The following is a 22,811-nucleotide window of genomic DNA, read 5'->3' as shown; positions in this document are numbered from 1 at the left end:
AAAACAAATGCTGAGACGTGAATTCATGAAGTTGGCGGTTGCCGCCGGGATCGGACTTTCCGGCGGAACGGCTTTCGCAGCCGATATGCCGGCACCCTTCGACAAGCCGGAAGACGTGAAGATCGCCCTGGTGCGGTATCTGTCCACCGGCGACTTCTTCCAGTCCTACCTGTCGGGCGTCGAAAAACAGGCCGCTGCCCTTGGTGTCGACCTGCGCGTTCTCGACAGCCGTCAGGATGCCGCCCTTCAGGCCGACATGGTCGACCAGGCCATTGCGCTTGGGGTCGACGGCATCATCATCCAGCATGGCCTGACCGAATCCATGAAGGCCGCCGCACAGCGCGCTGTCGATGCGGGCATCAAGGTCGTCGCTTTCGACGTCAACGTTGAAAACGATGCCATCCCGCAGATCGAGCAGTCCGACTACTTGCTCGGCAAGCTGGCGCTGGAACAGGCGATCAAGGACAATGGCGACAGCTTTACCGCTGGCTATGTCTATGTGCCGGGTATCGCGCCGCTGGATCGCCGCGATGTCGCCTGGAAGGAAGTTAAGGAAGCCAATCCGGGCATCAAGGAAGCGGCCATGTTCGGCACGCTTGACAACCCGATTGCCAACTCCGTTGCCAACCAGGCCCGTTCCGTGCTGCAGGCCAACCCGAACATTAGCGTCGTCTTCGCCCCTTACGATGAATTTGCCAAGGGCGTGAAGATCGCGGTCGATGAGGCCGGTCTGAACCAGGATATCGATATCTATTCCGCGGATGTTTCCACGGCCGATATCTCCGCCATGCGCGAACCGGATTCTGCGTGGGCGGCAACGGTTGCAACCAACCCGGCGGTGGTCGGCGAAGTCAGCGTGCGTACGCTGGCGCTGATGCTGGCAGGTGAAGACCCGGGCAAGCAGGTTGTCGTTCCGCCGACCCTGATCACCCAGGAGTTCCTCAACGAACAGGACGTCAAGAACATGGAAGAACTGGGCGAGAAGATGCCGCAGTTCCAGCATGCGGATGTGTCCGTTGCAGAGTGGATCCCGCTTCCGGCCCGCTGAGACCCGGTTTCATAAAACAAAACAAAACCCGGTGCCCAGGCACCGGGTTTTTTGTTGTTCAGGTCTGCCGGCGGTCACCCACCGTGAGCCGGTGGCTCACATCAGGGATTGAGAGGCCTGTTTCACATTCTTGGTGGCCACGTCGATCTGGGTGGTCGCCGTGGAAATGGATTTCATGTTGGTGTTGATGCGTTCCACATCCTGTGCAGCCGAATGTATGTTGGAGGAAATGTCGTTCGTCACCGCCGACTGCTCCTCGACCGAGGACGCGATGCTGGCGGCGATTTCGCCAACGTTTCTGATGACCTCCAGGATGGACTCGATTGCCGAAACCGCCTGGCCGGTGGTCTCCTGCATGGATCCGATCTGGTTGGAAATTTCCTCTGTCGCCCTGCTGGTCTGCGCGGCGAGGCTCTTCACTTCGGAGGCAACCACCGCAAAGCCCTTGCCGGCCTCGCCAGCCCTTGCGGCCTCGATGGTTGCGTTGAGGGCTAGAAGATTGGTCTGGTCTGCAATGCCGTTGATCAGTTCGATCACCGAGCCGATGGTTTTGGCATCTTCCGACAGGCCGCTCATGATGTCGCTGGACCGCTCGGCTTCGGTTGCCGCGCTTTGAGACACTTCAAGCGCGGTCTGAACCTGACGGCTGATTTCCCGGATGGAGGCAACGAGTTCTTCGGCTGCGGCCGCAACCGCCTGCACGCTTGAATAGGTCTGTTCCGACGCAGACGCGGAGGTGTTGGCCTGTTCCGTCGTGCTGGAGATGGCGGTAGCGATCTCCGACAGATCCTGGTCGATCCTCTCCTGAACCGAAGCCCGGCGGCGTCGCTCGACAACCTGCGCGGTGCGGTCCGTCGCGAATTTCACGACCTTGAAGGGACGGCCGGTGGAATCGAAAATCGGATTGTAGGTGGCCTGGATCCAGACTTCGCGGCCGTTTTTACCAATGCGCTTGTATTCGCCTGACTGGAATTTGCCCTCAGACAGGTTTTTCCAGAATTGCCGGTACTCCGCGCTTTCGCCGTGGTCCTTTTCGACGAACATGCTGTGCTTGCGGCCCTTGATCTCGTCGAGGGAATACCCCATCGCGGACAGGAAGTTGTCGTTGGCTTCCAGGATCGTGCCGTCGAGATCGAAGTGGATCACGGCCTGCGACCGGTTCATCGCTTCGACCTGGCCTTCAAAGTCGGCACTCTTGCGCTTGCGCTCGGTTATGTCCGTGGCGATCTTCACGATCTTGACCACTTTGCCGGCACTGTTGAGGATCGGATTGTAGGAGGCCTGGATCCAGACTTCCCGGCCGCCATTGGCATGGCGCAGGTATTCGGCGGACTGAAACTCGCCATTCGCCAGCGTTTTCCAGAACGTCTTGTACTCTGTCGATGCCGTGTAGGACTTTTCGACAAAGATGCTGTGATGCTTTCCCTTGATCTCGTCGAGGGTATATCCCATCGTTTTCAGAAAATTGGGATTTGCGTCCAGGATCACACCTTCAGGGGTGAACTCGATGATCGCCTGAGAGCGGCTGAACGCATCAAAGGCGGCTTTCCACTTGTTGGACCCTGAAAACAGCACCTTTTTACTCCCATGATTGCCTAAGTTTGGGAGCTATTGTCACTGGGGAACTTGAAGAATGCGTTGAGGGGACCTGCGGAGCTGAGGAAAACTCCAAAGTAGACAACACTTTTTGTTGATCGCGCGCTCAACTTTTTGTGGAGTTACTGTGCCGCCAGCCTATCTTGAGTAGGCACCTGTCGACCTCAGGCCCTGGCTCTGCGGCGAACGTGGCCGAATTCGGAACTCAGCACCAGGGCGCGGAACTTGCGCAGAAGATCCATATCGAGCTTGCCATTCATCTCGAACATGATCGCAAAGGCCTGTCGCGGGCTCAGGCTTTCCTTGTAGGCGCGTTTTTCGGTGAGGGCGGAATAGATGTCGCTGATCGTCAGAAGTCTGACCGCCTCCGGGATCTGACTTCCCTTCAGGCCGTTCGGATAGCCGCTTCCATCCAGAAACTCATGATGCCACAGGGCCATTTCGACAACCTGTTTGGGGACTTCCTGCCGAGATGCGAGAATTTCCTCGCTGTATTGCGGGTGTTTGTTGACCAGTTCACGTTCTTCCCGGGTCAGCCTGCCTGGCTTGTCCAGGATTGAAAGCGGAATCTTGACCTTGCCGAGGTCATGCGCGAGCGCACCAAGACCAAGCAACGTCTGCTCCGCTTCGGAATGCCCGAGCGACTGTGAAAAGGACACCGTGTGCCCGGCAACCATCATCGTGTGGCAAAAGGTGTGACTGTGGTGGCACTGGACCGCGCTCAGCCAGTTGTCGAGACCTTCCGTCATGATCGCGGAGGTTATGTCCTGAGCGTTGGTCGCCAGAAACCGCATCGGCAAGGGGGCTCCGGTGAGAGCTGCCGCCGACATCAGGTTCAAACCCATGCTGGTGGTTTCGACCGATTTGACGATCTTTTCAGAAAACCGGCCGGGAAGTGTCGGCTTCGAATAGTCGCCGACGACTTCACGTATCTTTTCGAACAGGTTCGAGAATTTATCCTCTCGGTCGATAAGATTATAGAAGCCCAGTTCGCGCGCCTGCAGCACATTGTGCCGGCTTTTTGTCTCGACAATGCCGAGTGTCGGGACGGTTTGGCCGCTTCTGGAAAATGCCCGCAGAATATCGATCTGGGCAGGTCCAAGATCAAGAAAATCGACCAGTAGAAGCGTGCGCGGCTTGATCTTCCGAAAGTTGGCTTCGGAAAAGATAATTCGTTTCGTTGGATAAAGAGTCGCTATCTTCGCAAATCGCGATGGAAAATTTCCGAAATCTACTGCCGCAATTAAAATTTGAACCATGATTAGTCGGCATCTGAAACAATTTTGGGTCGAGTCAAGGATTGTAGAAAAACCCTAAAAAAACCTAAAAAAGACTTAGTATAAGTTGCATGTAAAAATGCCCAGGTATTGTGGTGACTTAAGTGCAGGAAAATTTTCTTATGCGCTCTTTGCGGCATGTTTTCTGAGAAACTTCAGGCGATCGGGTTATTTCTTTGTGCGGCGCACAATGAGTTGATGGCGGAGGAAGCTGCACGCTGCTGCAGTTCCTGGAAAGGCCCAAATTCGCTTTCATTTATGGTTCCACACCCTTGTGTGCCTGGATTGGTGGACATGCTGCCGGACACAAAAAAGGCGCGGTGGGGGAACCGCGCCTTCTGAAGGGGAAATGTCTCTTGCTGAAAGTCTCAGGCGGCTGCGACACCGCTCAGGAAGGTTTCCACTTCCTGTTTCAGTTCTTCCGTGCGTGAGGACAGAAGTTCCGAGGCGTCCAGAACCGACTGGGAAGCCTGCGACGTCTGATTGACCGCGCTGGAGAGGTCCGACATGCAGGAGGACACGAAGGTGGTACCTTCGGCAGCGTTCTGAGCGTTCTGAGAGATCTCGCCGGTGGCCGAGCCTTGCTGGCTAACGGCTGCGGCGATGGTGCTGGTGTAGGAATTCACCTCTTCCATGATCTTGGTGATTTCCGCAATTGCACCGACCGAGTCCTTGGTCGCATCCTGAATGGCGGTGATCTGCGCGCTGATCTCCTCGGTTGCCTTGGAAGTCTGGGTCGCCAGTTCCTTCACTTCGGCCGCAACGACCGCGAAGCCCTTGCCGGCTTCGCCAGCGCGTGCCGCCTCGATGGTGGCGTTGAGGGCCAGAAGGTTGGTCTGTTCGGCAATCGCCTGGATGAGGGTCACCACTTCGCCGATCTTGGAAGCGGAAGCGGCAAGACCTTCCACCTTCTCGTTGGTCATGCGCGTGCCCTCGGTTGCACGGCCGACAACTTCCGTCGTCTGTGCCACCTGGCGGGAAATTTCGCTGATGGAAGCGGAGAGTTCTTCCGCGGCGCTGGCCACCGTCTGAACGCTTGAGGTTGCCTCATCGGCAGAGTTCAGGGTTTCGGTCGCACTCGAGGCGCTCTGGCCGGAGAGGTCGGACAGGTGACCTGCGGTGCCTTCCAGGCCCTGCACGGTTTCATTGACCGAGTTGAGGACGTTGGAGACGTTGGTGCGGAAGGATTCAATCAGCTGCTGAACCCGGTTTTGCCGGTCAATGGCCTCGGCCTCGGACGTGCGCTGGTTTTCGGTGAGTTCGATCCGCTCGACCGCCCGGTCCCGCAGCGTGCTGACGGCCTGGGCCAGCGTGCCGATCTGGTCGGAGCGCTCCTTGAACGGAACCTCATCAGCAAGGTTGTCCTGCGCAATCTGATCGGTGATTTCCGCAAGTCTCGTAATCGGACGGAGCTGGCGGCGGATGGCAAGGATGAGGAGGATCACCGACACGGCTACGACCGGTAGCACCAGCATTGCGTAGCGGCTGGTCAATTCCCATGCGTTTGCTTCGACCGCAGCCTTTTCAACGCCGGCATAAAGAATGCCGAGAATATCGCCGGTGGTGGAGAAGATCGGCTGATAGACCGTGAAATAGTCCTTGCCGAGAATGGTGGCCTGGCCGTGGAAGGTCTTGCCTTGCGTTACGACGGGATAAACCGCGCCGTTCTGGCCAAGCTGGGTTCCGACCGCCCGCTTGCCGTCACCCTTGATGATGTTGGTGGTCTTGCGCCAGAAATCCTTGGTCTCGGGGTCCCAGGCAAAAACGGTCGCGGTTTCACCTGTCATGCGCCCGACGGCGTCGATCATGTCATGGTTTTCGAACGTCGGCATCTCTGTCAGTTCGATCCGCTGGACGTTGCTTTTTGAGTCCCAGGTAACCTTTGCCCCGTCAATACGGTCCTCAAAAAGGGTGGCAGCAACACGCAGGTTGATGTCCTGCTTGACCTGTGCGCGATCCTGCGCCTGGCCGAGGGCTACCTGGTAGAGGATAAAGCCCACAACGATCATCGAAACTCCAAGAACGCTTGCAGAAATAATCGCAAGCGTCGAAGTCACACTCAACTTGGATAAGAAATCTTTCATAGTTTCCCCCGGCCTCAACAAGGCTTTTATTTTTAATGATTTTCGTAAATTAACAATGAAGGCGAGTTCATATGACCCGGACAGTCGTTTTCCTGGATTTACTGTAATCTTGATGGTCTTGAGGCTGTGCTTTTTTGCTCTTTTTATGCGTTTTTTTCGGGCTGACCCGATCAAGGCCGAGAAACCTCTTGAGGGCCGCGCTCCTGACGCAGAGTTGATGCGAGCGGGAGGGTTCGCCCTTGGGTAGGGGTACAGGAAAATTCAGGGCGCGTGGAGTGGCTTTGCCTATGGCAGTATGGTCCCCCAAGCCTTGGCATAGCGGATTTCTCCAAGCCGCTTCCTATCCGCTGTAAAGGCGCCCCTAGGCACTTTTTGCAAGAAAGTGAGCACACATTCCCCATTTGGGGAATAGTAGATATTACGCAGGGGCATAAGATGACCTTGGCTGCCTCGAGCGGTGAAGCTTTTTAGGCTGAAACGTAAAGCTGGTGTGTTAGCCAAGTATTTTTGCCGGTTGCCTTCTCGGGGGGCGGGCGGTCCTCGAACTTAGTTTCGGGTGTTTTTATGATACATTTATACTGGCGTTAGGGAGCCGGTTGAGATCGGCACAACCCGCTTGCAGTTCGCTGCAACGTACTGGTTCTAAACCGGCTCCCATATTCCTCCATCCTCGATAAAATCCTGACTGTCAGGCCCTGTTCTCCGTGCCTAACTGGCAAAGAGGAGCGCACTGCCCGCAACGACGCCTGCAGCGCCCACCCAGGCGCCGACAGCAGGGGCTTCCTTCGTTCGCCACCACATCATCGGCAGCATGAGAACCGGTGTCGTCGCCGACAGGGTCGCAACGATGCCGACTTCGCCGCCGGAAAGCGCAAACAGGATCAGCGTCATACCGAGACCCATGCCGAGCAGACCGGAAATGGCAATCAAGCCGACGACCGGTAACGTGAAGTTTCCTGCCGGCTTGACCCAGCGGACCGGCAGGCGCGTTAGAAGCAGCAGCCCAAGCGCGGCAACGCCGACACGAATGCTGGAGGCGGCAACCGGGTTAGCACCGGTTTCCATGATCGGACGGGCAATCAGGGAACCGACCGACTGGGACAGCGCCGCGGCAAGGCCGAGAAGCACGCCGATCCAGACCGGACCCTTGATGTTTTCCCATTTGTGAAGCTGAGACTTGCGTTTGCCGAAACGAATGGCGAGCAGAACACCCAGAAAGGTGAGGCCGATGCCGACCATCTGCGTGGGGCTGAGGTCTTCGTTCAAGAGCAGCCAGCCGAGGATCGCCGACATGGGCGCATTCAGCGAAAACAGCATCGCGGTGCGGCGCGGACCCATGCGGTTCAGCGTCAGGAAAAGGGCTGTATCACCCAGAAAGATGCCGATGAACCCGGACAGAACCAGAGGCAGCATCAGGGCTTCGTTGATGGAGCCCCAGCCCGTGGTCAGGAAGACCCAGGCGCTCAGCATTATCGCCACCAGCACCATGCGGGTGCAGTTGAAGGTAATGGCGCCGAGGTGCTGGGCGGGGCCGGTGGACAGAAGTCCGGTCAGTGCCCACAAGGCTGCCGCGCCGAGGGCTGCGGCTTCAAAGAGTAACATCGGTTCAGGTCCGTTAAACGTCTTCCTCCAGGGCGGGCAAGTTGCCGGTCCAGGCGGTTTCGAAGAAAGCGGCTTCCAGTTTGCTCATCCGGCGGAAGAGATCCGCAATGTTGGCCTGTTCGGGTTCCGTGAGGCTGGGGCCTATCCGGTCCATTTCCGCGCGGATCCAGTTCACGAAGGCCTCGAAGCCGGGGACGGCATGAAGGTCGATCCATTCGGCCAGATAAAACGCATCCGGGCGTGGTTTCCTGGCTTCGCGCACGCCCCAGGTCAGGTAACACCATTCGGCGCAGAGCAGGCAGGCAAGCCCTTCGGCGTAACTGCCTTGTCCGGCCGATTCCAGCATGAGCCGAGAGAAGGCACGGGTCACCGGCCCTTGCGCCGCGGTTTCATAAACCTGCGGTTCCACGCCCAGCGCTTTGAAGGAGCGCAGGAAGTAGTCGTTTTCCTCTGACGTCAGCAGCGCCAGGAAACCGGCAAGCCGGGATTTGGCCGGCATACCGGGGGCTTTTGCGACGAGATAGCCCAGGGTGGAGGCGAGATCGTTTACGAAGGTGTAATCCTCGATCAGATATCGCGCATAGGCGGCTTCGGGCATGGTGCCGTCGCCAATGGCAACGGTGAAGGGATGGCCGGTTGCCTCTCTCCAATAGGGCTCGGCGCGGGCCGCCAGCCAGTCGGTGAAAAGAGCGTCGGGAGACTGAGCACGGAAATCGCCGAACGATCCGTCAAATGCAGATGACATGGGAATGCAACTCGTTGGAAGTCCTGAAACCGCCGGGGAAAGGGAAGACAGAGGTGCTGCGCTTTTGGAGGCCTGTCAACACCAAAACCCTGCGAGGCGCAAAAGCGGGTTCAGAGCCGGGGCAGATCCGTGCTTTCCAGCTCACCCTTCGAGACAGCGCTTCGCGCTTCCTCAGGATGAGCAGGAGCAAGAGGGAAGACGCAGCAAGGGGAGGATGTTGCAAAACATGTGCGCCAGGGACCTACGACGCTTCGGCCGAGCCGAATCCCGTCTATCGTCATCCCGGCCAAGCGTAGCGCGAGCCGGGATCAGGGGCTGAAAACGGTGGCGATTGATCGCCGTTTCAGCCGAGGCGTTGGATCGCCGGCCCCGCTCTCCGCTTTGCTGCGTCCGGGACGACGACCCGGGATACCCTCAAAAAAACGGGCGCCGTTTGGCGCCCGCTTGAACTCTTGATCAGGCTGCTGCCTTTTTCGGGGTGATCAGGCCGCGGTTGACGAGAACCTCGGCGATCTGGACGGCGTTGAGTGCCGCGCCCTTGCGCAGGTTGTCGGAAACGACCCAGATGTTGAGCCCGTTTTCGACCGTCGCGTCCTCGCGGATGCGGGAAATGTAGGTCGCATCTTCGCCGGCGCTTTCGTAAGGCGTGATGTAGCCGCCGTCTTCCTGCTTGTCGATGACGAGGCAGCCCGGAGCTTCGCGCAGGATGTTGCGCGCTTCTTCTGCGGTGATCTCGTTTTCGAACTCGATGTTGACGCTTTCCGAGTGGCCAATGAACACCGGCACGCGCACGGCGGTGCAGGTCACCTTGATGGCCGGGTCGAGCATCTTTTTGGTTTCCGCCAGCACCTTCCACTCTTCCTTGGTGTAGCCGTCTTCCATGAAGCTGTCGATGTGCGGGATCACGTTGAAAGCGATGCGCTTGGTAAACTTGCTCGGCTCGATCGGATCGTTCACGAAGACCGCGCGAGTCTGGTTGAACAGCTCTTCCATCGCTTCCTTGCCGCCGCCTGAAACCGACTGGTAGGTGGACACGACGATGCGCTTGATCTTGGCGTGATCATGCAGCGGCTTCAGCGCCACCACCAGCTGAGCGGTGGAGCAGTTCGGGTTGGCAATGATGTTCTTCTTGGCAAAACCGGCGACGGCATCGGCATTCACTTCCGGCACGATCAGCGGCACGTCGGCGTCGTAGCGCCATGCGGAAGAGTTGTCGATGACGATGCAGCCCTTGGCGGCGATCTTCGGCGACCATTCCTTGGAGACTGTGCCGCCGGCGGACATCAGGCAGATGTCGGTATCGGAGAAGTCATAGTTCTCCATGGCCTGAACCTTCAGCGTCTTGTCGCCGAAGGAGACTTCGGTGCCCTGAGACCGGCGGGAAGCGAGGGCGACGACTTCGTCTGCCGGAAAACCGCGCTCTGCGAGGATGTCCAGCATCTCGCGTCCGACATTGCCGGTAGCGCCTGCAATTGCGATCTTGAAACCCATCTTTGACTAGTCCTTGTCCGTCTCCCCGCTTCGCCAGCCGCCCGGTTCTGGATGGGCGTGGCCGGCTCCCGGCGCCTCCCATCCCCGGGGAGGCGGGATGAGCGGCACCGTCAAGCGGTGGTCTTGGTGGTCTTGGTAGTGCGTTTGAGAGCGGTTGCTGCAGCCGTCCGCGGCTCGCCGCGCATGAAGGTAGCGCTGGCAAGGGCCTGGGACATCATATCCAGAATGTCGGCTTTCAGCCGGGTCATCGGGGCTCGCAATCGTCAAAACTTGAGACGGCGGTGTTTTTGCCCGGAAATTCCCGCGAGTCAACAAGGAATAGGCCGGTGTTGCCAGCTAAGTGAACGAATTGATGCTTTGCCAGGCCCGGCAGGCGGCCCTTGCCTTCGCATTTCCGTCAGATGAGGCGCTTTGGTAACAGGGCGATCCGGCCCGTTTCAACCGCCCCCAAGCAGATCACGCGGTGAACAGCCGTCCCGGTCCGCGTCCCGCCGTGGACAAGCCGGCCAGATGCATCATGTGCCAGGCGAGTGCCAGATTGGAGCTGATGACGGGTTTGCCGAGACGCTTTTCGCACGTTTCTATGACGGGCAGCGTACGCAGGTTGGTGCAGGAGGCAAAGACGGCCTCTATCTCCGGATCCTCGCCGACCTTACAGATTGCCTCTTCAACGGACTGCAAGCTGATCCTTGCAACCACAGCCTCTTCTGCCTGCCCGAAAGAGCCGACGCTGGCGGGGGTCACGCCGTTCTTTTCCAGAAGACAACAGAGCGCGTCGGAGACTTCCGCCACATAGGGGGAGACGATGGCGATGCGCGAGACACCAAGGTGTCCGAGTGCGGCAATCACCGCGCGGGCCGGGTCTGTCACGAGAGCGCCCGGATGAGGCAGCTGGATCGCGCCAGCAACCTGGTCCGAGCCGATCACCGTTGCTCCAGAGGTGCAGGCATAGGCAATGACATCGAGCGGGCGTGTGCCCGGCAAAAGGGCGGCAGTATCCGTCAGCCGGGCCTTCATCTGCATCAGTTTTTCGGAGGTGACTTCAGTAGCGCTCTCGATCCGGGCGTGAAGCAGCGAGACGCCCTCCTGATGAAACAGGGGCCGGAATTCGCTCTCGATGGTTTCGTCAACCGACAGCAAGATCAGGCCGAAAGCGGCTTTTGTGGCAGATCCCGTGTCGCAGTCGAAGGGCAGTTTCATGGCGCTATTCCCGGTGTTTCATGCGGCGATGACAGGAATGTCCGGCGCTGCCCGAACGGTCAGAAATTCAGGTGTTCCATCCCGGATGACGATGTTTTCCTCGTGAACCATCATTCTGCCGGGGCCAAGCGTCAGGCTGGGCTCTAGTGTCAGCACCATGTTTTCACGCAGCAAGGTCTGATCGAAGCTGGTCAGGCTCGGTGCCTCGGTGAGCTGCATGCCAAGCCCGTGGCCGAGCCGGCCGACATCCCCTTCGCTTTCGCCCAGAACCCCGGCCATGGCCTGGAAGAGATCGGCACAGGTTTTCCCCGGGCGGGCGATGGTGGCGGCGGCCTCAACTGCCTGCACAAGTGTTTCATGAGCAGACCTCACAGCGTCGCTTGCCCGGCCGATGGCAAAGTTGCGGTCGAAATCGCAGAAGTAGCCGTTTCTGGTCGCGCCGGTATCGAGCATCAGGACGTCCCCTTCCTGAAGCGGCCGGGCGGAGGGCGGTGAAATGACATCGCCGTAGCCCTCCTGTCCGGCGCCGCCGACCAGATAGGGCACGTCGTCGGCGCCTTGCCTCAGGAGCTCGATCCGGAAGGACCGGAAAACGTCGTTGAGCGGTTGGCCGGCCTGGAAAAGCTTCGGTCCTCTGGCGTAGGCAGCCGAACCGATGCCGCAGATTTCGCGGAGCAGAGCAATCTCGCGTTCCGATTTCACCATCCTGAGGCTCTGGATCAGGTTCGTTCCATCGACATATTCGGAGCCGCTGGTGAGATGCTGCAGGCGCTGAAAATCGCGAAGCGGCATGCGCAGCGCGCTTTCCCGGCCCATCGGCATGGCGATTTTCGTAAAGCCTTTGAGAGTATCGGCTAGCAGGTTGATGCCATCATCGACCGGGTGCGGGGCGGAAAACGTCCGGATGTCATCAATCCAGGTGGCGGCCATCAGATGCGCCCCGATCTGCGGAATGACGGCAATCGGCTTGCCGTTCCCCGGCACCACGAGAAACCAGGGCCGGGTCGGGCTCTGCCAGAACAGGGTTCGGAAGCCGGTGAAATAGCGCATTTCGGCTTCCGTCGTGAAGAACAGCGCGTCGATGCCTTGCGCGCGCATGGCCGTTTGGGCGGCTTGGGTGCGGGCTGCAAATTCGTCTTCCGGAAAATCCTGTTCAGACATCCTCCGGTCCTTCGGAGAGATAACAGAGCACCCGCGTCTCCGGACCAAGGCCAAGAGTTGAGGCCTGACCGGCAGCGTGGCGCACGGCAGTGATGCCGGCCGAACCGGACGGCGTTGTCGCAATGTCGTTTTCCCCCAGCCATTTGACTGTTTCCGCCGCCTCATCGTCAGAAACGGTCACGAAGAGATCGGCTTCCCGGGCCAGGTATTTCAACGCCAGATGAGACGGTTCCTTGCAGTCGAGACGGCCCATGTTCGACACCGGACCGGGAGCCGTGACGGGTTTTCCGGCTTCGATGCTGGCAAGAAGAGCGGGCGCATTTTCAGGTTCCACCACAACGATGGTTACGTCCTTGCCCCAGGTCAGGCGAGCGCCGATGGCACAGGCGGCGGCTAGGCCGCCGACACCTGCCTGCAGGAAGACATGTGTGGGCGGTGTCTTGATCTGCCGGGCAATTTCCGCGGCCATCACCAGATAGCCTTCCATCACGTCGTGTCCGGGGCCGGTCATGCCCGGCCAGGTGCTGTCCGGCAGCAAGGTCCAGCCTTCAGCTTCCGCCCGTCTCTGGGCTTCCGCCATGCTGTCTTCATAGGTGGCCCCGGCTCGGACAACGTCGGCACCCCGAGCCTTCAGGCGGGCCTCAAAGGCTTCGGGTACGGTTTCGGCGACGAAGACGGCGGCCCTAGCGCCAAAAAGCGGCGCGCCTGCAGCAAGGGACATGCCGTGGTTTCCAGCGCTCGCGCAGACGAAGGTCATGCTGTTTAGCGCTGAGGCGTGTGAAGGCGCCAGTCCGTCCTGCACGCGCTGGTCCGCCAGTTTGGCAATGGCATAGGCTGCGCCAAGAGCCTTGAAACTGCCAAGACCCATGCGCTGCCGTTCGTCCTTCAGGCTCAAGCTGCCGATCGCAAGTTGGCTTGCAAGGTCCGGCAAGGCCCGAAGCGGAGTTTCATCGGCGCGCGGGCATTTGCGAAACAGGCTTTCCGCCCCGGCGATGTCCTGCGAGACGGATCCTTCCGCCAGCTCGCTTTGTTCCGGAAGGCCTTTGCCGAGAAAAGGGTTTTTCAGTGTTTTCATTGTTTGCCCCGCACGGTTTCCCCGGCAGGTCAGCAGCTCTGACGGTCGGTTGCAAGCGTCTTGCGGAAAATGACGGTTCCAAACCAGACGAGGCCGTCTGCGAGATGTTGCGCCCGACTTCGAAAAAGACTTGCCTGTTGCTGAAGAATCGAAATATCATGAATTATGGATATGAAGGATGCCTTGAGCGCTTTCGGAGCGCTCAGCCAGAAAACGAGACTCGAAGTCTTCCGCTTGCTGATCCGGGCTGGTGAAGAAGGAATGAGCGCCGGCGAGATCGGCGAGGCTCTGGACGTTCGGCAGAACACGATGTCGGCGAACCTGGCCGTCTTGCTTCAGTCCGGGCTGGTGCGCAACGAACGCGAAGGCCGGTCGATCCGGTACTTCGCGGACCTGGACGGAATACGCGAGTTGTTGACATTCCTGATGGCCGACTGCTGTGGCGGTCATCCGGAGCTTTGTGCGCAGGTTATCGAGACGATTGCCTGCGGAGAAACCTGTTCATCGTAGGGAGGACCAGATGTCCGGCGATGTCTTTAATGTGCTTTTCCTGTGCACGGGCAATTCCGCCCGGTCGATCATGGCGGAAGCCATCTTGAACCGGGAGGGACAAGGCCGGTTCAGGGCCTTTTCTGCCGGCTCACAACCGGCCGGGGCCGTGCGCCCGGAGGCCCTGGCGCTGCTGAGCAAGCTCAATTTCAAGACGGACGGCCTGCGATCGAAGGACTGGGCCGAGTTCGCGGTGCCGGATGCGCCGGTCATGGATTTCGTTTTTACCGTTTGCGACAATGCGGCGAAGGAAACCTGCCCTGTCTGGCCTGGCCAGCCGATGTCCGCCCATTGGGGCCTTCCGGATCCGGCAGCCGTTGCCGGAAGCGAGAGCGAACGGGCTGTCGCATTCAACGAAGCCTTCCGGATGCTCAGCAGCCGGATCTCGGTGTTCGTGAACCTGCCGATGTCTTCGCTTGACCGCTTGTCCCTGCAGAAGAAACTCGATCAGATCGGTCAGTCTGCCGAAGAGCCCGTGTAAGGCTGCTCCGGCGTACTTGTTTCGGGAATATCGCCTCAGGCGACGGCCTGGCCCTCGCGCGAAGTGCGCAGGGTCAGCAGTGCAATGGCAAGGGCGATGAGCGCGCATGCGGCAACCGCGCCGACCAAAGGCAGTGCGGTCCGGTCGAAGAACGGGCTGCAAACCAGGATCATCACGCCGCCAGCGACCATCTGGAAGGTGCCGCCAAGGGAGGAGGCCATGCCGGCGTGTTCGCCATGTTCTTCCAGCGCCATGACCATCACCGGGGCGATAACCTGACCGAGGCAGGTGTTTCCGATGAAGAACAGGGCCATCAGAACCGGCAGATCGTCAATGCCGCTCCAGACCAGAATGACCAGAAGGACGTTGGCCGCAGCAAAGCCGCTGACCGCCCTCAGTGCCACGCGGCCCATGCCGAAGCGCTCACCAAGTGCGGCGGCGAACTGGGACGAAGCGAAGAAGCCGATTGCGTTCAGCGCAAAGACAAGGCTGAAGGCCATAGGCGTCAACTGATACTGGGTCATGTAGACTAGAGGGGCGGCGGCGATGAAGACGAAGAAACTCGCCAGCGAGAACCCGCCGATCAACGTCAGCCCCATGAACCTGCCGTCGCGCATCAGATAGATGGCACTGCGGATCATCGCTGTCGGGTCGATCTTGCCCCGGCGTTCGGCCGGCAGCGTTTCGGGCAGCAGGAAAGCCATTTGCAGCATGGCCAGCAGGGCAATCACCCCAAGGGCCACGAAGATCAGACGCCAACTGCCGAACTGGATGATCAGGCTGCCGGTCAGCGGCGCCAGCATGGGCGAGACGCTGAAGACCAGCATGACCAGTGCCATCAGCCGGGTGGCTTGCGGGCCGGTGTGCAGGTCGCGAACCACGGCCCGCACGATGACCATGGGCGCACCGGCGCCGAGGGCCTGTACGAAACGGCCGAAAGTCAGCGCTGAAATGTCAACCGCGGTGGCGCACATGATCGAGCCGATGATGAAGACGACAAGCCCCAGAAAGGCCGGCAGCTTTCTGCCGAACCGGTCGGCAAGCGGGCCGTAGATAAGCTGCGCAAAGCCGAACGCGATGAAATAGACCGTGAAGGTCATATGAACCGCCGCGTCGTCCGTCCGCAATGCCTGCACGATTTCCGGCATGGCAGGCAGATAAAGGTCGATTGCAAATGGACCAACGGCCGCGAGAAGCCCCAGCACAATGGCGGAGCGGATAAAACCGATCTGCATTGGAAAATCCGATGAAAATGCGCCGGAGGCACAAATATGGGAAAGAATGGAAGATGGAGAAGGCGGTAAACGCCACCAGTCCTTCATATGACGTAAGCGCTCGAAATGCAAATTCAAGCCAAGCGGTGCGTTGTCATGAAACCTTCATGCAACTGTCACCGATATTGTAATCTCGGCAACTAGCTTGCGCGCACCATCAACCCGATATTTATGGGAGCGAGTGCAATGGCGAACCTTCGTGGGCGCTTTTTAAAAGGTGTCAGCCTTTCAGTTCTGTTCGGCCTTGGCGCGGTCTCGGCGGCGCAGGCCGCGTATTTTGAGCGTATCAATACTTTCCCGGTTTATAAGACCCTGCCGGAAGGCGTGGATCAGGCGACGGAAACCGTCGCGGAAATCATTTCCGCCACCAAGGACGGCCGCACTCTCGTGTTCACCGACAGCCCGGGCGAAGCCATCGTCTTCGTCAATGCGGCCAACCCGCTGAACCTGCAGCCGATGGGCCGCACCGCCCTTGGCGGTGAGCCGACCTCGGTCACCGTCGGCAAGAATTTCGCCTATGCCGGCGTCAACACCTCCGAAGATTACGTCAATGCCTCCGGTCATCTGGCCGTGATTGCGCTCGACGGTCTCGGCATCACCGCGAAATGCGACGCCAAGGGGCAGCCGGACAGCATCGCCATTTCCCCGAACGGCAAGTTCATCGCCATCGCCATTGAGAACGAGCGCGACGAAGACCTGAACGACGGCGTGATCCCGCAAATGCCGGCCGGTCATCTGGCGATCTTCGATCTGGACGAGACCGGTGCGCCGACCAACTGTGACGCGGTTCGCATTGTCGACCTGACCGGTCTTGCCGAAATTGCGCCGACAGATCCGGAGCCGGAATTCGTTTCCATCAATTCCAAAAACCAGGTTGTCGTCACCCTGCAGGAAAACAACCACCTTGCCGTGGTCGATCTGGCCTCCGGCGAGGTTGTCAGCCATTTCTCCGCCGGCACTGCTTCGGCTGAAAACATTCCGGTTACCAAGGCGCGCATGAGCGATGCGTCCGGCTCGACCGAAAACGTCAAGCGTGAACCGGATGCGGTTGCCTGGCTTGACGACGAGCGCTTCGTGACAGCCAACGAAGGCGACTATGAAGGCGGTTCGCGCGGCTTCACCATCTGGAACACCAAGGGCGAGGTCCTGTTCGACAGTGGCAACCAGATGGAACATCTGGCCATGTCCTACGGTCATTATCCGGCCAAGCGCGCAGCCAAGAAAGGCACCGAGCCGGAAGGTGTGACCGTTGGTGAATTCGGCGGCGAAAAGCTGATTTTCGTCAACTCCGAGCGCGGCAACTTCGTCGCCGTCTACAAGGACACCGGTGCCGAGCCGGAATTCGTCCAGTTCCTGCCGACGCACGTCGGTCCGGAAGGCTCTTTGGCAATCCCGAGCCGCGACCTGTTCGTGGTGGCCAATGAGGTCGACAGTGCGGAAGACAACGTTCGCGCCCAGGTCTCCCTCTACAAGTTCGGTGCAGAGGCTCCGTCCTACCCGATGGTTGCTTCCGACGTTGATCCGGAAAAAGGAGCACCGATCGGTTGGGGCGCTCTTTCCGGTCTGGCGGCGGACCCGGCGGATGCCAACAAGCTCTATGCGGTCAGCGATAGCTTCTATGACGATGCCCGCATCTACACGCTGGATATCTCCTCCATGCCGGCCAAGATTGTTGGCTATGCCACCGTTCAGGGCGGCAAGCAGGCGAAACTGGATCTGGAAGGCATTTCCGTTGCCAAGGATGGCGGCTTCTGGCTGGCTTCCGAGGGCAACCCGGACAAGGAACTGCAGCACCTGTTGCTGAAGGTCGGGGCCGACGGTCAGGTTCAGGAAGAAATCACGCTTCCCGAAGAACTCAACGCTCAGTCCGCGCGGTTCTCCTTCGAAGGCGTTGCCGAGTTCGAAATGGACGGCAAGACGCTGGTTGCTGTCGCCGTTCAACGCGAATGGAAGGACGATCCGAAGGGCATGGTGAAGCTGGCCATCTACGATCCGGCAGACAAGTCCTGGGGCTTCGTGCATTACCCGCTCGACAAGCCGAAGAGCGCAGCCGGTGGCTGGGTCGGCCTGTCTGAAATCGTCTCCATGGGCAACGGCAAGTTCGCCATTCTGGAGCGCGACAACAAGGGCGGTGAAGACGCAGCCATCAAACAGATCACCACGATCTCCCTGGACGGTGTGACGCCAGCTGCCTACGGCTCCGACATGCCGGTCGTCGAGAAACATTATGCCATGGACATTCTGCCGGCGCTGGCAGAAGGCAAGGGCTGGGTTCTCGACAAGCCGGAAGGTCTGACGATCACCACCGACGGCCGTCTTATCCTGGTGACCGACAATGATGGTGTCGACGATGCGCCGGGTGAAACCCAGCTCATCGATCTCGGTCCGGCAAGCCGCCTGAAATAAGGCGCTCGACGAGCGCTTCAAACAAAGGTCCTCCCAAGACCTGAGCGAAGGTCCGGCAGCCTTAGGCCGCCGGGCCTTTCCTTTTTTGCATTGTCATTGTCGGCCTGGGTAAAACCCTCTTTGCCAGTGCCAGAGGGCGGCAAGGCTGTGCAGCCCTATGAGTGCCGCCAGAAGCAGCGCCGCAGCATGATGCAGTCCTGCCGGTGGCAATCCAACGAAAGCTTCAAGTCCCGGAAACGTGCCGTTCGCAATCGTCTCCAGGCTGCCGGATATGACGATCATGCCGATACCGCTGATCAGGAGCAGAAGCGGCACGAGGCGCAAGGCGGCGTGGACGCTCTTGCCGAGAGCTTGCTGCAGAGCGGACTGAAAGGCGACGACCGAAGCAGGGGCTCCCTTCGTAAGCCAGAGGATCGTCCGGACAAGAGCAAGAACACCTGCCGACAGGCCAAGCGCCAAATGCGTCTTCAGAAGGTATGGCGAGAACGGGTCGGTGTTGGTCAGGGTAAAGCCGGTTACCAGAGCGCCAATGGTAAGACCGGCAATTGTCCAATGCAGCAACCGGATACTGGAAGTGGGGGAAGACATCATTCGTCCTCCCGGATCACGGTGTAGAGCGCGGCATGAAAATCGATCCCCTTGAACTCCGCGACGATACCGCTTTTGCCAAGCTTCTGAATGGCGGCCTGATAGGTTTCAGGACTTTCCCAAAGCGCGACGTTGACCAGCTGGAACTTCGCCTGTGGGGACAGGGACTGGTGCAGACGCGTGGTGATGTAGCCGGGTTGTTCTTTCAGGAAATCGCGGGCTTTTTCCCAGCCGCGGACAGCATCGGCAAGGCGGTCTTGCGGAACCTCGAAGGAATTGATCAGCGTGACGGGGGCTTTTGAGGTGATTTCATTCGCCATGGTGGAAACTCCCAGGTTGGCGGTCAGTAAAGAAAGCGCGGCCAGGTGAACGGCACGTCGGGTCCAGAGTGATGTCATTTTCATCTCCTTTTATATAGCAAGCTATATTTATTTATATAGTAAGCTATCTATCGTATATGCAAGGGATGATATTCGAAAAAGATTCCTCCGCTGGATATCTGGCAAACCAGATGGCCCGGTTGTTTGCTGCCGGTCTCCAGCGCCGTATCCGGCCCCTTGGCCTGTCACCAGGGCAGTTTCCGGCGCTGCTCGCTCTGTGGGCAAAGGAGGGGCGCACGCAAAAGGAACTGGTGCAACTGCTTGATATCGAGCAGGCGACACTGGCCAACACGCTGGCAAGAATGGAACGCGATAGCCTGATCACGCGCCGGGCGAGCGAGGAAGACGGCCGGGTTCAGGAGATTTTCCTGACGGACAAGGCACGGGTTCTGGAGAAGGAAGCCGTCGGCGCGGCGATTGCACAGAATGCAGAGGCACTGGAAGGGTTTTCGGAACAGGAAAAAGCTCAGTTCCTGGATTTCATGCACAGGGCCGTTGCCGCCATGCAGAAAGCCCAGTCCGGTAACTCCCGGTGAGTGCCAGCCTGCTGGGTCTTTTCGGCGTGTCGTTTCTCGCCGCCACCTTGCTGCCTGCCCAATCCGAACTGGGCCTTTCCGGCTTGATCGCGCTGGGAAACGAACCGGTCGTTCTGCTGGTTGCCGCCGCAAGCCTCGGCAATACCCTCGGGTCGATGGTCAACTGGGGTCTGGGACGGGCGGCAACCGCGTGGTCGACCGCGTCCTGGTTTCCGGTCAAGCCGGACAAGCTTGCCAAGGCGACGGGCTGGTATCACCGGTACGGACGCTGGAGCCTGCTGTTGAGCTGGGCACCGATCATCGGCGATCCACTGACACTGGCGGCGGGTGTGCTGAAGGAACCGTTCTGGAGCTTCACTCTGCTGGTCGCCATAGCAAAGACCACTCGCTATGTGCTGGTTGCGCTCATCACGTTGCAGGTCATCTGAGTTTGCGGGCCAGATGACGGAAAGTGCCCGGCTGTTTCCAGCCGGGCGAGTGACGCGGGTTCAGATCAGTCTCCGGCACGATACTCGGGCGGTATGGTGAAGACTTCGTCGGCGCGGCCATAGCCGCCGTCCTTGACCTCTTCCACCAGAACCATGGTGTTGGGCCGCACGATCTCGCCGAAAAAGGAAACCAGCAGGTCGGTGGTCTTGTGGATCAGCTCTTCCTTTTGCGCTGTGCTCAACGCGGCTTCGGGCAGTTTGTAATTTGCAAAGGGCATTACGATTCTCCTTGGGGTTTTGGTGTCAGTGTCTAGATGATGCCGCCGTTGGCGCGCAGAACCTGTCCGTTCATCCAGTCCCCATCGGGACCAGCCAGAAACGCAACGGTTGCGGCGATGTCCTCGGGGGTGCCGAGACGGCCAAGCGGGTTTGATTTTCGGATTGTTTCCACAAGCTCCGCCGGCTTGCCGGCAAGGAAAAAGTCAGTCTCAACCGGACCGGGGGCGATCGCGTTGACCCGGATGCCACGCGGGCCAAGCTCCTTCGCCAGAACCCGGGTCATGGCTTCAACGGCGGCCTTGGTCGCGGCGTAGAGGCCGTAGTGAGGCTGATAGAGGCCGACCACACTGGAGGAAATGGAGATGATGCGGCCGCCGTCCGCGAGCCGGCTCGACGCGAGCCGCATGGCGCGGAAAACACCACCGAGATTGACCGCGCATTGTCTGTCGAAATCTTCGTCGCTTGCTTCGGCAATGGCGGCATTGCGCATGGTGCCTGCATTGTTGACGAGTACACCCACCGGGCCGAAGGCCTTTTCTGCAGCTTTGAAGAGACGCTCGTGGGTCGCTGTCTCGGCAACGTCTCCCTGGATCGCCATTGCCTTGCCGCCATGGTCTTCCAGGCTTTTGACAAGTGTGTGAGCCGCGGCTTCATCCTTGCCGTAGTTGATGACCACCTGAAAGCCGTCGCGCGAGAGCCTGCGGGCTATGGCTGCGCCTATGCCTTTGCTGGCGCCTGTGACGATGGCGGTGTCGAGATCTGGTGTCATGTAAGTCTCCTTCTCGTTGATCCTGAAGATAGCGAGGCGGAAACTCCGGATAATGATGCTTTAACTGAAAAGATAATCCGGATAATAAGAACAAATGTACGGCAAGTTCGACGCAATGCAGCTCTTTGTCCGGGTGGTCGAACGGGGCAGCTTCACTGCTGCCGCGGCAGATCTGAACCTGCCACGGTCCACCGCCACGGATGTGATCCAGCGTCTTGAGCGTGATCTCGCCTGCCGGTTGCTGGAGCGAACCACACGCCATGTTACGCCGACTCCGGATGGCGAAGCCTATTACCGGCGATGTGTGTCAATCCTGGCGGAAGTGGAGGAAGCCGAGGGCGCGCTGCGCGGGCATGAGCCTGCCGGACAGTTGCGGGTCGATGTGCCGGGGCGGCTGACCCGCACCTTCCTGTTGCCGCACCTGCCCGACTTCATGGCGCGTTATCCGAAGATCGACCTGCAGCTCGGTCAGGGAGAGCGCCTGGTGGATCTGGTCCGCGAGGGAGTTGACTGCGTGCTCCGTGCCGGCGTGCCGGACGACAGCGGCATGATCATGCGCAAGTTGACGGAGATCGCGGAGATCACATGTGCCAGCCCGGACTATCTCGCCACGCACGGCACGCCGACAAGTCTTGAGGATCTGGAAGGGCACCTGATGGTCGGCTTCCTGTCGTCACGGACGAGCGCCGTCATGCCGCTTGACTTCCGGACGTCCGCTGGCGTGCGCGAAATAATGCTGCCCAGCCGGATCGTCGCCAACGATGCCGAAACGGTACACCAACTCGGGTGTCTTGGGTTCGGGCTGTTCCAGGCGCCTCGCTACCGGCTTGCCGAAGATCTGGAAAGCGGTGCGCTGGTGCAGGTCCTGCCGGATTTGCCGCCGACCTCGTTGCCCTTGGCTGCGTTCTACCCCCAGAACCGCCAGCTTTCACCGCGCGTTCGCGTCTTTGTCGAATGGGTGGCCGGTATCTTCGCCGCGGTGGACATATAGACCTCAGACCCTCTGGATCAGATCCCACTTGTTGCCGAACGGGTCCTGGAAGACGGCGACCTTGCCATAGGCTTCCTGGCGGGGAGCCTCCAAAAAGCTGACACCAGCCGTCAGCATCGCCTGATGGTCGCGGTCGAAGTCCTCGGTGTGCAGGAACAGGAACACGCGTCCGCCGGTCTGGTTGCCGATGGCGGCTTGCTGGCTGTCTCCATCTGCCTTTGCAAGCAGAAGACGGGTCTCGGAACTGCCCTTCGGGGCGACCAGCACCCAGCGCTTGTTGAGGCCAAGGTGTGTATCTTCGATCAGATCGAAGCCGAGCTTGCCGGTGTAATAGGCGATGGCCTCGTCATAGTCGGGCACGACAAGGGCAATCGCTCCAATCATCTGTTTCATTGAAGACCGGGTCCTACTGCGCGCGCCGGTAGACGGACACATTCGTGTAACTTGCAACATCCACCAGGTGGACGGTCTGGGTCACGGTCAGGGTTCTGCCGTCTTCGGACAGTTCCCGGTCGGCCTTCATGATGGTCAGTCCGCCGCGACGGGCTTCCGAAATCAGGTTGCGGTCGCCCTGGAAGACAAGACGCATGGCGTCGACCAGGCCGCTTTTGCCGAGGCGCACTTCAGGTCCGTCCGGCATTGCCTCGAAGGTGTCATTGGTCACTTCACCATCGGCAGCCACCTGGTTCATGGTGAACACGGCAACGCCGAAATTCTCGTCGATCTTCAGTGTGGCGCTTCGGGGCGGTTCGCCCTGTTCGAAGTCGCTTTCCTCCGTGTCGAGGATCCAGGTGCCGAGAAAGGGGGCGAGTTTGTCTTCGATCATTGGACCAGCGGTGTCTTGAAAATGG

Annotated in this window: 24 protein-coding genes; 7 read left to right on the top strand and 17 right to left on the bottom strand. The window is 59.5% G+C overall.

Translation table 11 applies throughout. The features are described from left to right. The first annotated feature begins 25 nt into the window (after positions 1–25). Positions 26–1,048, top strand: a complete 1,023-nt coding sequence (locus V1T76_RS12210; RefSeq protein ID WP_330561437.1) for a substrate-binding domain-containing protein — start codon at positions 26–28, stop codon at positions 1,046–1,048. Positions 1,049–1,144: 96 nt separating this feature from the next. Here the strand turns inward: V1T76_RS12210 and V1T76_RS12205 are convergent, their stop codons facing one another. The 10 genes from V1T76_RS12205 to V1T76_RS12160 form a co-directional block, all read right to left on the bottom strand. Next, a complete protein-coding gene (locus V1T76_RS12205; RefSeq protein ID WP_442970121.1) occupies positions 1,145–2,620 on the bottom strand; it encodes a methyl-accepting chemotaxis protein in 1,476 nt (491 codons plus the stop codon). A 188-nt stretch (positions 2,621–2,808) separates the two neighbouring features. After that, positions 2,809–3,903, bottom strand: coding sequence for an HD-GYP domain-containing protein (locus V1T76_RS12200; RefSeq protein WP_330560935.1), 1,095 nt, complete (start codon positions 3,901–3,903; stop codon positions 2,809–2,811). Between the two features lie 386 nt (positions 3,904–4,289). Next, on the bottom strand, positions 4,290–5,930 hold the full coding sequence (locus V1T76_RS12195) for a methyl-accepting chemotaxis protein (RefSeq protein ID WP_330560934.1): 1,641 nt from the start codon (positions 5,928–5,930) through the stop codon (positions 4,290–4,292). A 783-nt stretch (positions 5,931–6,713) separates the two neighbouring features. Next, positions 6,714–7,607: a DMT family transporter gene (locus V1T76_RS12190; RefSeq protein ID WP_330560933.1), complete on the bottom strand. Its 894-nt coding sequence runs from the start codon at positions 7,605–7,607 to the stop codon at positions 6,714–6,716. 13 nt (positions 7,608–7,620) lie between these two features. Further along, positions 7,621–8,352 carry a TenA family protein gene (locus V1T76_RS12185; RefSeq protein ID WP_330560932.1) on the bottom strand — a complete coding sequence of 244 codons (732 nt, stop codon included), beginning with the start codon at positions 8,350–8,352 and terminating at the stop codon, positions 7,621–7,623. A gap of 456 nt (positions 8,353–8,808) precedes the next feature. Beyond that, complete coding sequence (locus V1T76_RS12180; protein ID WP_330560931.1) at positions 8,809–9,843, bottom strand: aspartate-semialdehyde dehydrogenase; 1,035 nt, start codon at positions 9,841–9,843, stop codon at positions 8,809–8,811. Between the two features lie 110 nt (positions 9,844–9,953). Further along, complete coding sequence (locus V1T76_RS12175; protein WP_006937785.1) at positions 9,954–10,091, bottom strand: hypothetical protein; 138 nt, start codon at positions 10,089–10,091, stop codon at positions 9,954–9,956. A 208-nt stretch (positions 10,092–10,299) separates the two neighbouring features. After that, positions 10,300–11,043: a maleate cis-trans isomerase family protein gene (locus V1T76_RS12170; protein WP_330560930.1), complete on the bottom strand. Its 744-nt coding sequence runs from the start codon at positions 11,041–11,043 to the stop codon at positions 10,300–10,302. Positions 11,044–11,061: 18 nt separating this feature from the next. Beyond that, complete coding sequence (locus V1T76_RS12165; RefSeq protein WP_330560929.1) at positions 11,062–12,204, bottom strand: M24 family metallopeptidase; 1,143 nt, start codon at positions 12,202–12,204, stop codon at positions 11,062–11,064. Next, positions 12,197–13,279, bottom strand: coding sequence for a pyridoxal-phosphate dependent enzyme (locus V1T76_RS12160; protein WP_330560928.1), 1,083 nt, complete (start codon positions 13,277–13,279; stop codon positions 12,197–12,199). Before V1T76_RS12160 ends, V1T76_RS12165 begins: the two co-directional genes overlap by 8 nt. 165 nt (positions 13,280–13,444) lie before the next feature. Between V1T76_RS12160 and V1T76_RS12155 the strand changes: the two genes are divergently transcribed. Beyond that, positions 13,445–13,789: an ArsR/SmtB family transcription factor gene (locus V1T76_RS12155; protein ID WP_148583584.1), complete on the top strand. Its 345-nt coding sequence runs from the start codon at positions 13,445–13,447 to the stop codon at positions 13,787–13,789. Between the two features lie 10 nt (positions 13,790–13,799). Further along, positions 13,800–14,309 carry an arsenate reductase ArsC gene (locus tag V1T76_RS12150; RefSeq protein ID WP_330560927.1) on the top strand — a complete coding sequence of 170 codons (510 nt, stop codon included), beginning with the start codon at positions 13,800–13,802 and terminating at the stop codon, positions 14,307–14,309. A 35-nt stretch (positions 14,310–14,344) separates the two neighbouring features. On the opposite strand, the gene V1T76_RS12145 is transcribed toward V1T76_RS12150, so the two are convergent. Then, positions 14,345–15,544, bottom strand: coding sequence for a multidrug effflux MFS transporter (locus V1T76_RS12145; protein ID WP_330560926.1), 1,200 nt, complete (start codon positions 15,542–15,544; stop codon positions 14,345–14,347). A gap of 225 nt (positions 15,545–15,769) precedes the next feature. Here V1T76_RS12145 and V1T76_RS12140 point away from each other — a divergent pair, with 225 nt between their 5' ends. Next, positions 15,770–17,989: an esterase-like activity of phytase family protein gene (locus V1T76_RS12140; protein WP_330560925.1), complete on the top strand. Its 2,220-nt coding sequence runs from the start codon at positions 15,770–15,772 to the stop codon at positions 17,987–17,989. A 93-nt stretch (positions 17,990–18,082) separates the two neighbouring features. On the opposite strand, the gene V1T76_RS12135 is transcribed toward V1T76_RS12140, so the two are convergent. Continuing rightward, positions 18,083–18,580 (bottom strand): cytochrome b/b6 domain-containing protein, encoded by a 498-nt coding sequence (locus V1T76_RS12135; RefSeq protein WP_330560924.1) that lies wholly within the window; start codon positions 18,578–18,580, stop codon positions 18,083–18,085. Continuing rightward, positions 18,577–18,975, bottom strand: coding sequence for an antibiotic biosynthesis monooxygenase family protein (locus V1T76_RS12130; RefSeq protein ID WP_330560923.1), 399 nt, complete (start codon positions 18,973–18,975; stop codon positions 18,577–18,579). Before V1T76_RS12130 ends, V1T76_RS12135 begins: the two co-directional genes overlap by 4 nt. Before the next feature lie 68 nt (positions 18,976–19,043). On the opposite strand from V1T76_RS12130, the gene V1T76_RS12125 reads away from it, so the two are divergent. Then, complete coding sequence (locus V1T76_RS12125) at positions 19,044–19,493, top strand: MarR family winged helix-turn-helix transcriptional regulator (protein ID WP_442970115.1); 450 nt, start codon at positions 19,044–19,046, stop codon at positions 19,491–19,493. After that, on the top strand, positions 19,490–19,921 hold the full coding sequence (locus V1T76_RS12120; RefSeq protein ID WP_330560921.1) for a YqaA family protein: 432 nt from the start codon (positions 19,490–19,492) through the stop codon (positions 19,919–19,921). The genes V1T76_RS12125 and V1T76_RS12120 overlap by 4 nt, the downstream gene beginning before the upstream one ends. A 65-nt stretch (positions 19,922–19,986) precedes the next feature. On the opposite strand, the gene V1T76_RS12115 is transcribed toward V1T76_RS12120, so the two are convergent. Both V1T76_RS12115 and V1T76_RS12110 read right to left on the bottom strand, forming a co-directional pair. After that, on the bottom strand, positions 19,987–20,199 hold the full coding sequence (locus V1T76_RS12115) for a tautomerase family protein (RefSeq protein WP_075283965.1): 213 nt from the start codon (positions 20,197–20,199) through the stop codon (positions 19,987–19,989). Between the two features lie 32 nt (positions 20,200–20,231). After that, positions 20,232–20,969 (bottom strand): SDR family oxidoreductase, encoded by a 738-nt coding sequence (locus V1T76_RS12110; protein ID WP_330560920.1) that lies wholly within the window; start codon positions 20,967–20,969, stop codon positions 20,232–20,234. A 94-nt stretch (positions 20,970–21,063) separates the two neighbouring features. Between V1T76_RS12110 and V1T76_RS12105 the strand changes: the two genes are divergently transcribed. After that, the gene (locus tag V1T76_RS12105) at positions 21,064–21,960 is read left to right on the top strand and encodes a LysR family transcriptional regulator (protein ID WP_330560919.1); all 897 of its coding nucleotides are present in this window, start codon (positions 21,064–21,066) and stop codon (positions 21,958–21,960) included. A 3-nt stretch (positions 21,961–21,963) separates the two neighbouring features. On the opposite strand, the gene V1T76_RS12100 is transcribed toward V1T76_RS12105, so the two are convergent. Then, positions 21,964–22,353 (bottom strand): VOC family protein, encoded by a 390-nt coding sequence (locus tag V1T76_RS12100; RefSeq protein ID WP_330560918.1) that lies wholly within the window; start codon positions 22,351–22,353, stop codon positions 21,964–21,966. A 13-nt stretch (positions 22,354–22,366) separates the two neighbouring features. Next, entirely contained in the window at positions 22,367–22,786 is a 420-nt protein-coding gene (locus V1T76_RS12095) for a hypothetical protein (protein WP_330560917.1), read from the bottom strand. Positions 22,787–22,811 lie beyond the last annotated feature (25 nt).

Source organism: Roseibium sp. FZY0029 (genome assembly GCF_036350355.1).
GTDB lineage: Bacteria > Pseudomonadota > Alphaproteobacteria > Rhizobiales > Stappiaceae > Roseibium.
Note: the sequence above shows the minus strand (reverse complement) of the source record. Positions and strands in the feature narration are given on the sequence as shown.